Source organism: Chloroflexota bacterium (assembly GCA_013152435.1).
Classification (GTDB): Bacteria; Chloroflexota; Anaerolineae; order DUEN01; family DUEN01; genus DUEN01.
On sequence record JAADGJ010000064.1, the window covers coordinates 23,075 to 40,310 of the forward strand.

10 protein-coding genes are annotated in these 17,236 nt (G+C 64.8%); 3 read left to right on the forward strand and 7 right to left on the reverse strand.

Annotated features, from left to right (window positions below; all coding sequences use genetic code 11):
• Positions 1-467: 467 nt before the first annotated feature.
• The 5 genes from GXP39_09340 to GXP39_09360 form a co-directional block, all read right to left on the reverse strand.
• Positions 468-1,733: a hypothetical protein gene (locus GXP39_09340; protein ID NOZ28240.1), complete on the reverse strand. Its 1,266-nt coding sequence runs from the start codon at positions 1,731-1,733 to the stop codon at positions 468-470.
• 69 nt (positions 1,734-1,802) lie between these two features.
• Positions 1,803-4,043, reverse strand: a complete 2,241-nt coding sequence (locus GXP39_09345) for a 6-phosphofructokinase (protein ID NOZ28241.1) — start codon at positions 4,041-4,043, stop codon at positions 1,803-1,805.
• A gap of 423 nt (positions 4,044-4,466) precedes the next feature.
• Positions 4,467-6,200, reverse strand: coding sequence for a DNRLRE domain-containing protein (locus GXP39_09350; protein ID NOZ28242.1), 1,734 nt, complete (start codon positions 6,198-6,200; stop codon positions 4,467-4,469).
• A 40-nt stretch (positions 6,201-6,240) separates the two neighbouring features.
• Positions 6,241-7,488, reverse strand: coding sequence for a hypothetical protein (locus GXP39_09355; protein ID NOZ28243.1), 1,248 nt, complete (start codon positions 7,486-7,488; stop codon positions 6,241-6,243).
• A gap of 85 nt (positions 7,489-7,573) precedes the next feature.
• Entirely contained in the window at positions 7,574-9,040 is a 1,467-nt protein-coding gene (locus tag GXP39_09360) for an MFS transporter (protein NOZ28244.1), read from the reverse strand.
• Between the two features lie 522 nt (positions 9,041-9,562).
• On the opposite strand from GXP39_09360, the gene GXP39_09365 reads away from it, so the two are divergent.
• Together GXP39_09365 and sppA are read left to right on the forward strand one after the other, a co-directional pair.
• Positions 9,563-10,789, forward strand: a complete 1,227-nt coding sequence (locus GXP39_09365) for a tyrosine--tRNA ligase (protein NOZ28245.1) — start codon at positions 9,563-9,565, stop codon at positions 10,787-10,789.
• A 108-nt stretch (positions 10,790-10,897) separates the two neighbouring features.
• Positions 10,898-11,860 carry a signal peptide peptidase SppA gene (sppA, locus tag GXP39_09370; protein NOZ28246.1) on the forward strand — a complete coding sequence of 321 codons (963 nt, stop codon included), beginning with the start codon at positions 10,898-10,900 and terminating at the stop codon, positions 11,858-11,860.
• Positions 11,861-11,876: 16 nt separating this feature from the next.
• Here the strand turns inward: sppA and GXP39_09375 are convergent, their stop codons facing one another.
• A complete protein-coding gene (locus GXP39_09375) occupies positions 11,877-12,641 on the reverse strand; it encodes an MBL fold metallo-hydrolase (protein NOZ28247.1) in 765 nt (254 codons plus the stop codon).
• Between the two features lie 117 nt (positions 12,642-12,758).
• Entirely contained in the window at positions 12,759-13,523 is a 765-nt protein-coding gene (locus GXP39_09380) for a hypothetical protein (GenBank protein ID NOZ28248.1), read from the reverse strand.
• A 439-nt stretch (positions 13,524-13,962) separates the two neighbouring features.
• On the opposite strand from GXP39_09380, the gene GXP39_09385 reads away from it, so the two are divergent.
• The gene (locus GXP39_09385; GenBank protein ID NOZ28249.1) at positions 13,963-17,235 is read left to right on the forward strand and encodes a VWA domain-containing protein; all 3,273 of its coding nucleotides are present in this window, start codon (positions 13,963-13,965) and stop codon (positions 17,233-17,235) included.
• The last annotated feature ends 1 nt before the right edge of the window (position 17,236 follow it).

Genomic DNA, 17,236 nt, shown 5'->3' on the forward strand with positions numbered 1-17,236 from the left:
CACCGATGCCGACGAACCCTGCTCGCCCGGAGTGACATCGGCGAGAGCTCTCTTCGTCTTACGGCGTGGAGTGTATGGCTTTAGCGGCTGATCGAGGAGGGCATCCGTTTGTCGGATGCCGTGGTGGTGTCAGGAAGTGTATCCCCCTCAAAACGAAGAGAACGCCTAAAGCTGAGCGACAAAAAAGGCGAGCTCGTATCCAATATAGCATAGAGGTTGTGGAAAGTCAACAGCCGATAGGTTTTCAGCTCATTCTCCGCCCACGAAGGGATGGCGAGTAGCGCTGCATGGGAACGTGAGACGTGGAAGAGGGCGCAACGGCCGTCATGGGTGTACCCCACGGGAGGCTTGGAGGGGCAAGTAGGGCAATGCGTGAATCGCCCTACCCGCAGGGGCAGGCAATCCTCGTCCTCCTGGCCCCGGCCTGAATCTTCGTGGGTCTGGGCGCGGCAGGCCGCCCCCCACGGTCAGGATCGAAGATAAGCCGCCTCCACCTTCCGGAAGATGGCGATGGCGTCGGCGATCTCCCGGTCCCCCCAATTCTCATGGCAGGAGAGGTTGAAGTGGGCCTCCATGGCCGCCTCCGCATTGGGACAGGGGAACTGTCGATCGGGGTCCCCGTGATACAGAGGGCTCGACCAGGGGAGACGGCTGCGGCCGAACACGCGGCGATGGACGAACCAGTCCATCGTGTGGGGAAGGGCGGCCCGATAATGCGGGACGACGGGGAGCCCCTCAGCCTGGAGGGCCTGACAGAACGTCTCCTTATCGCAGGTCGCCCGGTCGGCATGGAAGCGCATCCGCAGGAACCAGTAGCTCGGCTCAGCGCCCTCGATGGGCGAGGGGACGGAGACGGTCTGCAGATCCCGGAGGCCGTCTATCAGCCTCGCCACAACGGCGCGCCGCCGCTCGACGATCCCGGGCAACTTCCTTAATTGCACCCGCCCGATGGCCGCGGCCAATTCATTGAGGTTGAAATTCAGTGAGGCGACGCAATTGGTCGCGCCGGGGGGAAGGCCAAAGGGCTTCCCTCGATCTGATGCCCGCCGCACCGCATCATACAAATCCTCGCTCCGGGTATAGACGAGCCCTCCCTGGCCGCCAGAGCAGTGATGTTTGCCAAACATGGTGGAGAACACCGCGATGTCCCCAAAGGTGCCCACCGGGCGGCCGTGAAGCATGGCACCGTGCGCCTGGGCGCAATCCTCGATCACGGGGATGCCGCGCTCCCGGGCGACGGCCACGATCCCCTCGATATCCGTCGGCTCGCCGCCGATATGCGCGACCACGATGGCGCTGGTGAGCGGGGAGATGAGGGCCCGCACCTGATCGGGGCCGGTATTGTAGGAGCCGGGAGCCGAATCGGCGACGATCGGGATACAGTTCAAGAGCGGGATGGGCATCATCCCGCCCGGATCGGTCACGGCGCCCACGATCACCTCGGTAAACGGCTCCACCTCCAGGGCCTTCAAAGCGACATAGATCCCTGCGGTGCCTGAGCTGACCGCATCCACATAGCCACCGCCCATGAACTCGGCGAACTCCTCGCAATAAGCGGTCTCCTCCGGGCCACCATAGCCGAAGGCCTGGCCGCTGGCGATCGCCTCGTCGAACAGGGCGTCCACGGCGGCCTTCTCTTCCGGGCCGATCAGCCGGCGCGGCGGCCAGGGATCGGTACGTACCTTCTCCCCGCCGTGAATGGCCAGTTGAGCCCTTCGATCCCGTCCCGCCATCGCTCTCCTCCTCCCCCCCGCTCCCGGGGCAGGCGCGCCCCGAGAGCCATGCCAGGCGCTCCGGGCCCGTCACCCGGAGCCTGTCTCCCGCAGGAAGCCGGGATAAGGCTGGGCTAGCGTGCGTGCGAGAGATCGCAAATTCATCCACCACTGCTGCTTGGGGCGCTGATACTCCATGTCCACCAGACGGGGGATATCCTCCAGGCTGGTGAACCGGATCTCCCCGCCCATCAGCCCGATGCAGACCGCCCCCGGCTCGGTCCGCATCGCCTCCTCGTGCAGGAACTCCATACAGTGCACCGCCAGCCGGGTGGCCAGGATCCGATCGAAAGGCGTCGGATCCCCACCTTGCTGCAGATGCCCCAACACGGCCTGGCGCACCTCGAACAGATCGCCGCCCTCCTCCTCGAACAGCGCCCGGATGAAATCGGTCGTATACAACGGGTTGGCCCGCTCGTTGCGGATCATCAACCCCAACCGCTTCCCCTCCCGGAACCCGGAGACCAGCAACTCCAAGTCCTTCTCCAAATCACGGAGCGTGATCCCCTCCTCATGCAGATAGACCCGCTCCGCTCCGGTGGCCAGGGCGCTCATCAAAGCCAGATACCCACAGTAACGCCCCATGACCTCTACCACGAAGCAGCGCCGCGACGCCACCGCCGATTGCTTGATCTTGTCCACGGCGTCCATGATGTTGTTCAGGGCGGTGTCCGCCCCCACGCTGAGCTCGGAGCCGGGCAGATTGTTGTTGATGCTGGCCGGGAGACACACGATCGGGATGTTGAAGGAGGGAAAGTTTCCTCGCTCCTGGTACAATCGCAGGGCGGCCATATACCCGGCCCAGCCACCGATCACCAACAGGCCATCGATGGCCAGGTCCTCGATGTTGCGAGCGATGGCGTACAGGTCCCTTCCGCTCGGGATCATGCGGCTGGTCCCCAATTCGGATCCCCCGCGACGCACCCAGCCGCTGACGCTCATCCACTCCATCTCCCCGACGGTGCCCTCCACCAGGCCACGGAACCCGTTGTAGACGCCCAGCACGGTGTGCCCCCGATCCAGTCCGAGGCGCACCGCAGCACGCACGGCGGTGTTCATCCCGGCCGCCGGCGCCCCGGCCGTCAGCACCGCCAATTGCAATCGCCGCTGGTCCGGGGGCGGCGGATGCGGCACGGCCCGCAGGAGCGTGCGCAGGGTGCGGAATGCATCCTGGAACCCTCGGCCCCGCAGCGCCATCGCTGTATCGTAATCGCCCGACTTGAGCGCCTCGTTGACCGCGTGCGTCTTCGCCACGCACTCCATGAGCGGCTCCCGCACGACTCGGTTCCCACGCAAACCCACCAGATAGGCCGGGCTATCCGGGGTGGCCGCTAGGATCTCCTCCACGGCAGCCGCCCCCAACAGCGTGCTCAGGTTACGATCGAAGGCGCTGGGCGACCCGCCCCGCTGCACATGTCCCAGGATCGTCACCCGGACCTCCTCCCCCATGCGCTCCTCCAGCGCCTGCCGCACGTACTCGGACGTGATCGGGTTGCCGTGACGATCCTGCGCACCCTCCGCCACAATGACGATGCTGTCGCGCCGGCCGGCCTCCCGCCCGGCTCGCAGCACCTCACACATCCGGTCCTCCCAGTTCTCCAGGTCCGGCGGGCTCTCGGGGATCAAGACCCAGTCGGCGCCGGTGGCCAGCGCCCCCATGAGCGCCAGGTAGCCACAGCGCCGCCCCATGACCTCGATCACGAAGGTGCGCTGATGGCTGGCCGCCGTGCTCCCGATCGCGTCCACCGCCTCCGTGATCCGGTGCAGAGCGGTATCGGCGCCGATGGTCATATCCGTCCCAAACATGTCATTGTCAATGGAGCCCACCAGCCCAACGATGGCCAGATAGGGATGATGTTTCGCCATCTCTGCGCTGATCCGCCCTTCCTGGACCAGCTCCGCCACCAGCTCCGGCCACTCCTCCCGCAGGATATTGGCCCCCGTCAGGCTGCCATCGCCGCCGATAACGATCAGATGGTCGATGCCGCACTCCAGCAGGTTGTACACCGCCTGCCGCCGCCCCTCCCGCGTGCGAAAGGCGGCGCATCGGGCCGTGCCGATGATGGTGCCCCCTCGCTGAAGGATCCCCCCCACCGAGTTCCAATCCATGCGACGGATGCGATCGCCGCCATCCACCATGCCCTGGTATCCCTCGTAAATCGCATAGACCTCCATGCCCCGATCCAGGGCGACGCGCACGACCGCGCGCACGGCCGCGTTCATGCCGGGCGCATCCCCGCCGCTTGTCAGCACTCCGAGACGTTTGACCATGACGTTATCCCCCTCCCGCTATCTCAGAGCGTGTCTGAGCAATCCTGTTGCTCCTGCCATGGGAAGGCCCGAGGAGCTTCGCCCCTCTGGACGAAACCCTCCTTCCGCCTCTGCCCTGCCCATCTCGATCCCAGTCTCTGCGAAAAGGGCCGAGAGAGGCAAGTGCGAGCTGGAAAAGTAAGATTCCTGTGGAGGGGAAATCCCCTCCATACCTCCCCCTGTGGAGCGTGTCGCTGAGAGAGGCCCCAAGACACCCGACCAGTGAATCTTCGGGCACGCTCTCAGCTTCGCCTTTCCCTCCGCCAGATTATAGCACGACTCCCTTCCTCTGACTACGAGCGCCCTCTAGCGGCCCCCATCCCCACTTCCCCCGAGCCCGGGAGAAGGCCGCTCAGTAGAAGAGAGGGGAAAACTCAGCCCAATCTATCTCCTCAGGATCACGGGCAGAAAGGTCTGGCTCGGGCTCGCCGCCACCACCGTCACCTTCGCAGCCGCCGTCCCGATGACGTCGCTCCCCTGAGTGAGGACGGCCCGATTCCACAGGGTGGTATCGGAGGAGGCGGTGACCGTGACGGCATAGGTCAGAACGATCCGCTCCCCCAGAGCCGGCCGGCCACTCCAGGTCAGACGATGCGGCGTGTAGGTCAACCCGGAGCTGGACGAGAAGGGACGGCTCACACCCTCCGGAAGCTCATCAACTAACGAGAGAGAACGGCCATTGCCCTCCACGGTCAGCGTGTAAGTGAGCGCCTCTCCCGGTGCCGCCACAGACGACGAGACGCTTTTCCTCAATCCGCCCACACGATCCCCCCAGCGCACCCGCAACGTGGGCCTCCCCTCCGCGTTCCAGTCCCCGGCGTCCGAGGACACGAAATACTTCCCGCTGTGATAGGCGGCGTCGGCCTCATAGAGGGCCAGGCGCAACGGGGCACCCGCCGCGTACGCCAGCGCCACCGCCCGGCTCACATCCCAGGTAAAGGGCGTGCCAGGCCACCCGGAAAATGCAACGGGATCCACCCAGGTGGCGGAGACGTTCTCCAACGCCAGAGGGGCATTATTCCAGGTCAGCGTGGACTCGTCCCAGTCGTCGGCCACCCGGAGCACCTGGATGAGGGAAGGCTGAGGCTGCGCCGACTCCCCAGCATGCCCGAACTTGTGCAGCGTGAGGGTAGCCGAGATGATGACCTTGCCGGACGGGATGGCATCCAACGGGAAGGTGACGTAGTATTTGGAAAAACAGGGCCAATCGGCCACGTCGGCCTGGTTCTGGATGTTGAAGTAGTCCAGGCCAGCGTAGTTGGCATCCCCCCACTGGGTCCAATAATTCAGCCCCTGTCCGCAGGTCGTCCCTCCGCCCACGGCCCCGTCCACCACCGTCGCGCCGTTCAACTTGTGGCGGATGGTGACGACATCCCTGGCGATGGCAGGCGGTGGGGTATATCCCGGCAAGCCGAAGACCAACTGCCCCCAGGTGCTCGGCCGCATGCCATCGGCCCCCTCGGGCCAGGTCTGATCGGCTATCGGCGTACCCTCACGATCGTCCCGATCGTGCAGCACGACCGCCATCCTCCAGATCGTCCCTTTAGACGGAGGGCCGGAGAGCCCCAGGCTGGAGAACGGGATGCGGAAGGCCATGGCCCATCCTCGATCGTCGGTATCATCATTGGGAGCGTTCCCCCGCCAGCCGGAATCAGCGGTGAAGGGGATGGCAGCGCTCACCCAGCCGGAGCCATTCCCCCGGTAGGCGGCCTGGAAGCCATCGCGCGGCTCCCACCAGTTGAGCTGGGCGTCGAAGCGATAGGCGTTGGCGCCGGGGGCGTCCCCCGCACTGCCGCCCACGTTCAGATAGAGGGTGACCGCATCCCAGTCGGTCAGATCATCCGGGGAGGGGGAGGGATCGTACCACAGCCGCCGATCGAAGGCGGCCAGGCGAAGGTAGAGATGATCGCCGTTGTAGCCCACCCGGACGTCCGCATAGTTCTCCATATAGTTGACCCGCCCGAACCAGAAGATGGCCGTCTCCGAGAAGCGCACATTCCCTTCGAAATAAGGGGCATTGACGCGACGAGGAACGGAGGCGGAAGCCTCCGCAAGGGGATGCGCACCGAGAAGATAGGACACGACCAGAGAGATGACCATCAACCATCGAGCTGTCATCACCGTACTCCTGTTGCAGGATAGATGCGATCGAATACGCTCACAAGCGAGAAGGGCGCAGGATGAGCGGCAGATAGATGTCAAGATACGGCCGAGGGTGAGCGCGGTACTCATCGGCGCCCACGTCGGGGGCCGGGCCGAGGGGGCGAGCATCGCCGTCGAAATCATCCCGTACTGCCGCCAGCGCGGCCGCCCGATCGATCGCAGAGGTGGCTGTGGGAAGCAGATGCAGATCGCCCGAGGAGGCGTCCACGAACCAGTCGCTCCGGGCGTTCGTCACGTTTCCCGTCAGGATTCCCCGGGCGCCATCCCGATCTCGCCAGATCTCCATGTTAGTCAGGTTATAGGCAAACGTCCCCTGACTCTCCGGGTAGCGAGCCTCCATCCCCCAGGTCAGGCCGGAAGCAGGATTGAGGAGCAACGCCGTATTGTGGGCCACCAGCCAACCCTGAGCCCGGGTCATCTCAACGGCGACATCGTGCCGCAGGCTGCTATAGATGAAGTTATTGCGCACGACCCCGCCGGTATGGTTTACGCCGCCCTGGCTCGGATTGCCGAAGGCGATCCCCCGGTAACAGTCCACGAGCAGGTTGCGCTCCACGACCGTATCCGAGGAGCCGCTCCAGAACAGGATCGTGGGGCCGGTATACCCCGCAGGCCCCCGAATGCGATACCACTCGTTATCTCGAATCACCCAGCGATGAGCGCGATGGGCGCTGATGCCGTTGGTATAATCATCGGGCGCATGGGTCGTGTATTCCAGACGGGAGCACGCCAACACCCCGTCCTCGCTCCCGTTGCTCCCGTCGGTAGGCGGGTTGACCTTGACCAACTGATCCCCGATATCCTGGATATGCAGGTTATAGAGCAGGGGACGATCGCGTCCCTGAATGGACACGCCGTGATCGCGGGCGTTGCGGATGGTGAGATCGGCGATCGTCACGTCATCCGCCTCGACGAGGATGCCGAAATGGCCGCTCTCCATGCCCCCGAAGTCCAGGATCACGTCGTCCCGATCCCCGGTGGCGCCACGAATCGTCACGCCATCGTGGACCACGTACAGGAAGTCCTGCATGGGATACACGCCGGCGGCGACCAGGATCGTGGTGCCGGACGCCGCCTGATAGGCCTGGCTGCGCAGCTCGGCCTCCGTGGAGACGGTGATGACCTTCCCGGTGGGTGGAGGCAGCGGCGGGCAGAAGCCGCCTGCCGAGACCTGGGGCATGAACGGGGACAAGCTCAGGATCCAGGAGAGGGCCAACGCCAGGGACAACACCCGAGCACTCATGGAACTCCCCCCTTCAAACCATCGGCTGTGGGCCCGCACGACCGCCGGCGAGCAGATCGAGCGGCCGTCGGCGACGGGCACGCCCTTATCCTCGAGGCTCCGGCTCCCGCAGCATCGACCCCATCAGGCTGCCCCATAACGCCACCCCCGCGATGAACCAGAAGACCAAGCGGTAGGCGGCCGCCGACGCCAGGCCACGGTTCAACGCCTCCTGAAGGAGGACGCTGCCCAGGGCCGTCCCCAACACCATGCCGCCGAAACGGATCATGCTATAGAGCCCGGCGGCCACCCCGAGCTGCGCCGAGGGGACATCCCCCATGGCCGCGCGATGCAGCGGCGCCAACGCCAGTCCGGCCCCCAGCCCATGCACCACCAGCCCCGGCACGACGGCCGCCAGGGAGGCGTCGCCCGGCAGCAATCCCAGATAGACCATCACCCCCGCCTGCGCGGACAGGCCGTACACGACCGGGCGACGGCTTCCCCACCGATCCGCCAGCTGTCCCCCCAGCCGCATGGTGACCAACAATGCGCCGGCGTGGATCATCAACATGAACCCGGTAGACACGCCCCGGAGCCCCTGCACATCGGCCAGGTAAAGCGGCATGAGGAAGATGATCCCGCTCATCGTGAACATGCGCACGCCGGAGCAGAACGACGCCAGGATAAACGTGCGATGGGAAAAGAGATCCAGCGTCACGAACGGATCAGCCAGCCGCTTCTCCCATAGGATAAACGCCCCCAGCGACAGCAAAGTCACCACCAACAGCCGCCAATCACGCAACGGCTCCCGGCCGGTGATGGGCTTGCTGGAGATGTAAAAGAGCAGCATCGCCACGATCATGCTGAGCAGCGCGACGCCTCCCCAATCAAAGGTGTGCAGGAAACGCGGCCGCGCACGCCCCCGCGTGACCGGCACCCACCTCCGCACGGCCAACGGGGCGAAGAGCCCGACGAGCAACACGGGGAGAAAGATCGTCTGCCAGCTCAGATGATCGACGATCAACCCGCCCAGGAGGGGACCGATCATCCCCGTAGCCGGCCCGATGGAGTTCCATGTCCCCAGCGCCCTTCCTCGCTCATCAGCCGGGAATATCTCCGAGATGATGGCCATCGAGAGGGGCACAATGCCGGCGGCTCCCACCCCCTGGATGGCACGTCCCACCATCAAAAGGCCCATCCTATCCGCCAGAGCGCAGACGACCGTCCCTGACAGGAAGATCAGGATCCCGATCAGATACAATCGCCGCTTGCCCAGGCCATCACCCAGCCGCCCGTACAGCGGCATCAACGTCACATACGGCAGGGTGTAGATGATGATCACCCACGCCACCAGGTCGATCGGGGCATTCAGGGCCGTGCGGATCGTCGGGAGGGCGACGCCGATCATCGATTGGTTGGCCAGCACCATGAGGCTGGACATCATCAGCGCCGGGAGGACCATCCACGTCCCCCGGGCGATGGCGCCGACGCCACCCGTCGATCCCCCGGACGAGAGGGAGCCCTGCGACCAGCGGGACGAGGAAGCACATCGGGCAGGTGACGAAGGTTTCACGGATGACGACTCCTCACCGAAGGATGGGATGGCGACACAGCCACACACAGCGAATTCAAACTTCCCCCATCATACACGCCCTGGAGCAAAGCGCAAGAGCCCGTTGAAGGGGGTGGCAGGGCTTTTTCAAAGTCAGTGATGGAAATCGGGGTGGTAGGAACACCCCGCGTGTCGCCCGACGCAAGACATTCCCCTGATCATCGGCCGAGGGAAAACGGCCCTCATCCCCCAAACCCCCTTCTCCCGAGCCCCCCTCCCAGCGAAGCGAATTGGGGAGGGGGGACGACAGGGGGGTGGGGTACGTCTGGCCACGTCGTGTGCTGGGGGAAGCCGAGAAGATGCGTATACAGACACAACACCTTGCCTCGTCCCTGCAGGCGCCATGTATGCCAATATGGACGTTGGACTTTGAAAAGGCCCTACTACCCTCTGTGAAATCGATTGACACCCCCATCCAACGCGGTTACAATAACGCTCGTCTACTTGCTGCGGAGCAAGACCCCTACTGGCATGAGGTGGTTCATGGGACTTACCATCGATGAGCAAATGGAGATCTTGATGCGCGGCGTCGATTATGGCGACCCGCAGATCAAGGAGCGCATGGAGGAGGAGCTACGCGAGCGGCTGATCGAGTCACAGAAGACCGGACGTCCGCTGCGCGTTTACCTGGGAGTGGACCCCACAGCCCCGGATCTGCATCTGGGGCACACCGTTCCGATGCGGAAGCTGCGGCAGTTTCAGGACCTGGGGCATGAGTGTATCTTCCTGATCGGCAACTTCACCAGCCTGATCGGTGATCCCAGCGACAAGGACAGCGCTCGCCGTCAGATGACGCCTGAGGAGGTGGAGGCGAACGCCCGCACGTATACGGAGCAGGCGTTCCGCATCCTGGACCCGGAACGGACCATCATCCGATACAACGCGGAGTGGCTGGCGTCGTTGACCTTCGCCGATATCATCAAGCTGGCGTCCAACTTCACGGTGCAGCAGTTCCTGGCCCGGGAGAACTTCGCCAAGCGCATGGAGCGGGGGGATCCCATCTGGCTGCACGAGTTCATGTACGGCCTGATGCAGGGGTATGACGCGGTCGCGCTGAAGACCGATGTCCAGATCGGAGGCGTGGATCAGCTGTTCAACCTGCTGGCCGGCCGCAAGCTCCAGGAGTACTTCGGGCAGCGCCCCCAGGTGATCATCACGTTGCCCATTCTGGTGGGCACCGATGGCACGCTCCGCATGTCCAAGACCACGGGCAACGCCATCGGCATCAACGAGCCGCCCGAGGAGATGTACGGCAAGATCATGAGCATTCCGGATTCGGCGATGCTCAACTACTTCAATCTGCTCACCCGCTACCCGCCATCGCGCATCCGCGAGATCGAGGAGGGGTTGCGCAGCGGGAAGTTGCACCCTCGCGATGTGAAGATGGAACTGGCCCGGGAGATCGTGAGCATCTACCACGGCGATGAGGCCGTTGGCCCGGCCGAGGAGCACTTCAAGCGGGTGTTCCAGCAGCGCAAGTTGCCGGAGGACATGCCCGAGTATCGATTGGCTCAGCCCCAAAGCGTGCTGGACGTGCTGGTCGGGGCCGGGTTGGTGTCCTCGCGCAGCGAAGGTCGCCGTCTGATCCGACAGGGGGGCGTTCGCCTGGATGGGCAGGTAGTCCAGCAGATCGACATGCCCATCACCCCGAACGGGGAGCGAGTGCTCCAGGTCGGCCGTCGCCGGTTCGTGCGTATCGTCAGCTCCTGATCTCGGCATGCGCCGCGCGCCGGTCCTCGTCGTGATCTGGACTCGTGCGGCGGGGACGTGCCTGGGGGGGCGATGCGTCGGGCGGCTCAAATTGGGAGGGGGAGGGCTATGACCGCGACCGAGGCTCAGGTTCAACCAAGACGACGAAAGCGCTGGCCGTGGGTGGCCGGGGCCGGCTTCGTCCTCATCCTGTTGTGTGGCCTGTGCGTGATGGTCGGCCTTGTCCTGGCGGCGACGGGCCAGACGGTGACGTTGGGGCCCGCCGTTGCCCTGATCCGTGTCGAGGGGGTTATCGCCAGCGGTCCCGCCCCCAACGCGTGGGCGCAGGGGGCGTACAGCGAGCGCGTGATCCAGCAGTTGAAGGAGGCCGACCAGGACGATAACGTGAAGGCGATCGTGTTGTATATCAACAGCCCGGGCGGCAGCGTGGTGGGCTCCGATGAGATCTATAGGGCGCTGCGCCGGGTGCACAAGCCGGTTGTGGCCTCCATGAGCGAGATGGCGGCATCCGGCGGGTACTACATCGCCTGCGGGGCGGATTACATCTACGCGAATCCCAACACGTTCACCGGGAGCATCGGCGTTATCGCGACCATCCCGAACGCGGCCGATCTGTTCGAGAAGCTGGGGATTGAGGCGGTGATCCTTCGTAGCGGGCCGCGCAAGGCGGAGGGGAACATCTTCGAGAAGCTGAGCCCGGAGGCCCGGGAGATCTTACAGCGCCTGATCGACGACGCGTTCGGCACGTTCGTGAAGGTGGTAGCCGAGGGGCGTGGCATGGAGGAGGAAGAGGTGCGGGCCCTGGCAGACGGCCGGGTGTACAACGGCCGGCAGGCGTTGGAGCTCGGCCTGATCGACGCGCTAGGGGATCTGGACGCGGCCATCCAGAAGGCTGGGGAGATGGGAGGGATTCGCGGCAAGCCTCGCGTCCTGGAGTATCGCCGGCCGCCCAGCCTGTGGGAGGCGTTGCTGTCCGGCCTCGGCTTCGTGCCCCGGCTGCAGAACCCGTGGACCGAGGCGTTGTCGGTGCCCAACGGTCCCGTGCTGGAGTATCGGTACGTGGCGCCGTGAGGGGGAGCCGCTCTGCTCAGATCTTGATTAGCATGCCATCGTAGGCGATGCTTACGTCTTCATACTCACCCACATAGGCGACCAGCTCGTCGTGTGGCAGATTGTGGTGGTTGATGTGCGTCAGGATGAGGTTCCTGATCCCCAACTCCTCCTTCCACCGGAGGGCCCCTAGCACATCCAGGTGGTGATTCCCATCGCTCTCGAAGAAGGGGGTGCTCGCGATGAGCAGATCGGCGCCCCGGATCAGGCGGCGCGCGTAGTTCGTGAGCTGGCCGCTGCTGTCGGCGGCGTGTACGATCTTTCGTCCCTCGTGATAGATGACCAGGCCGAAACAGGGGACGCTGTGTAGCACGGCGAACGGGGTGAGGAAGAAGCCATCGAATCGGATCGCCACCCCCTGGCGACAGACCACGTGGAACCCCACCTTTTTCAGGCCGCTTAACAGCCCCTGGTGTTCCAGGCGCCGGTAGAGGTCCTTCTCCACCAGCAGGTCAACCCGGTCGCTCCAGTAGGCGAAGTCTGCCAGCCCGCTCGCGTGGTCATAGTGCTCGTGGGTCAGGAAGATGCCATCGATGCGCTCCACGCCATGCTTGGCCAGCAGATCGCCGATGTGGGGCGGCGTATCCACCAGCAGCTCGTAATCCGGCAGTGAAAAGAGGACCGCGCTACGCTCACGGGCCAGTTTCCCGCCGCGCGTGCGAGCGCGCGTGCAGTGCTCGCATCGGCAGTTGATGGCCGGGATACCCTCGGCGGCTCCTGTTCCCAGAAACCGAATGTACATGGTCGTGATCCCCCTGTTCGTCTCAGGGGCGGTGTCATCGCGAGCGAAGAGGACGTGATGGCAGGGGGCGTGTGCCGCCTGTTCGGAGCCCATCCCCGGCATGATCCGGGCGGATCGCTAGACCTCAACGGTCATGCCATCATAGGCCACTCGTACTCCCTCAAATTCCTGGGCATAGGCCACGAGTTCGTCATGTGGCTTGTTGTGGTGGTTGATGTAGGTCAGGATCAACTCGCCCGCCTGGACCTCTTCCTTCAGCGCGATGGCTTCTACCACCGTGATGTGGTCTTCCTTGGGGGGCTGGAAGACCGGCGTATTCACGATCAGCAGATCCACGTGCCGCATGAGACAACGGGCGTAGTTGGTCAGACGCGCCGGCGTGTCCGACGTGTACACCACGCGGCGCCCCCCCTCCTTCAACGAGAATCCGAAGATGGGGAGGTTACGTCGGACGGCGAATGGGAGGATAGAGAAGTCGCCGAAGTAGAGCGCAGCGCCGGGATAGTAAGGGATGTAGAACATCACCTGCTCCAGCCGCTGGGTCCAGTGCTCGCGCTTCACGATCTTGAAGAGCCGCTCCTCGGCCAGGAGATCCAGACGTTCCTGCCAGTATTCGAACTCCTTGATGCCGCCGACGTGCTCGTAGGCTGCGTGGGTGATCCAGATGCCCTCCAGCTGGTGGACGTTGTATCGGTTGATCATGTTGCGCACATCCGGTGGGGTGTCCACCAGCAGGTTGTAGCCGGGAAGCTCAAACAGGATCGCGTTGCGCTCTCGCGTTAACGGCGGGCCTTCCCTGCGTGCCCGCCGACAGTGATCACACTGACAATTGATGGCCGGAATCCCTTCCGCGGCGCCGGTGCCAAGAAAGGTGATCTTCATCCTTGTCCCATCCTGAACTCCAGGGCGTCGCCATACGCCCCTGTGATTCTATATGTCCCCAGTATACGAAGGGATTTCGTCCCTGTCAACGGTTCTGTGTTCCCGGTAGCGCATCCTTTCGAGGGAATCTCGCCTGTCTGGACCTTCCCACATGTTACTCAGGTGGGGACGCCGCCGTATGTATCCTCAGATACGATCTGGCGCATCTTTTGCGATCTTCCCCGTTCGCCCGCTCAGGGCTGACGCCCACCCCACGCCCGAGAGCCGTACCCCTTTCGGCCGATTTCCAGCGGGCGTCGTCTCTCCCGCACTGCTATAATGCCTTGTAGACATATTCTTTATGGGCTCAAGCAGGTGTTCCGGTGGCTCGGCGTTTGCGAGCGTGGGCTCGCGTGCGTGCGATGTCATCGGTTCTAGGCTTGGTCGAGGGACGGAGGAAATGACGTCAGCTTACTCTCGCGTGTGGGTCGCGGCGCTTCTGGCTTTGGCCATCCTGTTGCCGGGCGTGCACGTGTCCGCCCAGCCGGCCGCGCAGACGGCCGATCCTTATGCCCCGATCGATGTGGTGCTTCTCATCGATGACTCGGGCAGCATGAGCGATTGGTGGGCCGATGGGCGGCGCCCTCCGAACGATCCTGAGGGGCTGCGTCACAGCGCCGCCCGGCTGTTCGTCGATCTGGCCCGCCCGGGAGATCGCATCGCGGTCATCTCGTTCCACACGACGCCGACCGGCTACGGGGCGGCCGCGGAGGGTGGATTCGACGTCATCTCCGACCAGGCTTCCCGAGATCGGCTGAAGGCCGCGATCGTGCAGCCCACGGAGCCTGAAGATCCCATGGAGCGGCTGACCGATATGCGGCTCGCCCTGCGCATGGCCCAGGACATCCTGCGACGGAACCAGTCGGGCAATCGTCAGTTTATCGTCTTCCTGACGGATGGTCGCCCCTATCCCACCGAGCAGCGACCGGAGTTGTTCCAGGTCATCTCCGAGCTGGGCCAGGCCCACGTGCCCATCTTCCCCATCCTGCTGGGTAAGGACGCCGACCCCAAGGTGGCGGAGCGGATGGCCCTGGATACCCAGAGCGTGGTGCAGGAGATCGATAGCCCGTCCGATCTGCTGCGCGCGTATGCCACGATTTATTCGTATATCCAGCCGAATCGATACGTGGACATCCTGGACCTGGTCGGCGGCCAGATTGGGACCGTGAAGACCAGCGAGGAACAGGGGGTAACGGAGCTCAACATCGTCCTGCCCAAGGCGCGGGATGCCGCCGCCGCGTTCGCCGATCTCACCCATGACGGCACATCGATCCTCGGCCTGGATCGCCTCGATAACGGGGCGACGATCAGCCGGGTCACCGATCAGCATTACGAGATGGTCACCATCTCCCACAACAGCCCGCTCACGGGCGAATGGATCGCGCACGCCCTGCAGGCCGTCGGGGCCAGCGGGCTGGTCGTCGCCGAGTCCGTCACCACCATCAATCTGGTCTATCCGCATCCGGCTCCGGGGGCGGACTCCACCGCCACGCCGCGCTACTATCCGGTGGGGAAGCCGATCTTCCTGGGCGCCACCGTGCAGAGTGGAGGTGCCCTGATGACCGATCTCCCGCTCTTCGCCCGCGTGGAAGGGGTGCAGTACCCGATGTCCACCGAGGGGCTGATGAAGGATGGATCGCTGTACTGGGCGATCGTGCCCGCGCAGCCGGGCATCCAACCTGGGCAGCGGACCCGGATCCAGATTCAGATCGGCGATCAGGTGACCCCGCTGCGGTTGCGGAAGGAGTTCGTCCTGGAGGCGGGCGAGTTCCCGCCCTTGATCGCGGACAGCCCCACCGAGCGCTCGGACGGGATCCTGGAGGAGGGCAAGCTGCATCTGCGTGTCCATTTCGAGGGATCGCCGCCGCCCACGGAGGCCCGGGTGGAGGCCTTCATCCAGGACACGAACACGGGGGACGTCGCCCGCATCCTCCTCGCCTGCTCGGAGGGGGTGTGCGAGGATAAGAGCTTCACGCCGACTCAAGGGCGACATTACCAGGTGCTGTTCCTCGCCACCGCTACGACAGCGGACGGGGTGGTGTACAACGATTTCGCCGAGGGCAGCCTGACCATGCGCGATGCGTTGCGCCTGGAGTCATTGCCCTCGATCCTGGATCTGGGGCGTGTGCCTCTCTATCAGGACTCCGTGGAGCGGGAGTTGACGTTCTCCGCCTATACGGAGCAGCCCTTCCAGCTGAAGGCCAGCGTGGAGTTGCAATCGGCCACATCGGGCATGCGGCCGGGCCAGTTGACGGTCAGCCTGGCCCGTCCCACCCATGAGGGGGGAAACCGCTACAAGACGCTGCTCACGCTCAGCGGCTTCGATCAGCTGGCCCCGGGACAGTACACGGGCACCATCACCTTCCATGCCGGGGGCGATCTGGATGTGCAGCCGTCCAGCGTGCCGCTCAAGTTCAGCATCCCGGAGCCGGAGATCCGGCTGACGATGCCCGGCTCCGTCGATCTGGGCGAGATCCAGCGGCCGCGTGAGCCGCGTGAGTTCAAGATCAAGGCGGAGTTCACCGAGGGCACAGTCTCGGAGCTGGAGGGGGTGTTGGCCAATCTGACCCGGGATGGGCAGCCCGTAGATGCCGATCACTTCACCGTGCTGGTCGGACAGCCCGTTCCGCAGGGGGATGACAGCCACATCTACACGATCCCGGTGCGGCTCTCCGCCATCGCCCGGCCGCCGGCCGGCGTCTATCGCGGCGAGATCGTCTTCTCGTCGCCGTCCGGGCTCTCCATTGAGCCGCGCCAAGTGCAAGTCGTCTTCAACGTCCCGCAGCCGGAGGTGATCCTGACCCTCAGCGGCGATGTGCTGGACTTCGGCGACGTGGCCGATCTCACGCGGCCGACCAGCGTGCCGGTTTACATGGAGCTGCGGTACATCGACAGCCCGCCTCGGATCGAGGCAACCCTGTCCGACGTGCGGCATTCCGGCGGCAGCGTGCAGGCGGCCAGCGCCCTGACCGTCCGGACGGGCGTGATCCAGCAGGACGGCGAGGGCTATCGCGTGCCGCTGCTCCTGAGCGCCGAGGGGAAGGTACCCCCCGGCCTGTATCAGGGCACGATCGTCTTGCAGGCCGGCGAGGGGGTTGCCGTCCGGCCGTCCAAGATCAGCTTCACTGTGCGCCAGCTGACCACCTTGCAGGCGTTGGGGCGTCGGCTGGCCCCCATTGGGACGTTCCTGCGCACCTGGTTCTGGCCGCTGCCGCCGATCCGGCTCACCGGGTTCGTGGGCTGGCTGGTGTTGTTGGTGCTCATCAACACCGGGCTGCGGCTGCGCCCTGCGGCGCCCCGGGAGGGCGGCGTGGTCATCGCCGACGCCACCGGGGAGACGGTCACCGTCCCGCGCAATCGCCCGCTGTATCTGGTGATGGGGCGGGATGGCGTGGGCTTCAGCACCAAGCAGGCGGATCGGACGCGGGCTCTGGCGATCGTGGACCTGGAGCAACGGGTGACCGGGCAGTCCACGAGAGCGAATTGGCGGGCCGTGCTACGCGCGAACCCAACCGCCCCCACTCAGGTTCGCGTGGCCTATTGGCGCCCGGAGACCGGGCGTTGGCGCCTGGTCGGTGAGCAGGGGCGTGTGCTGAATCCCGGCACCCGCTTCCGCATCCGGCTGGTCGAGAGCGGCGATAAGTTCTATTTCCGTTACATGGATGAGGGATGAG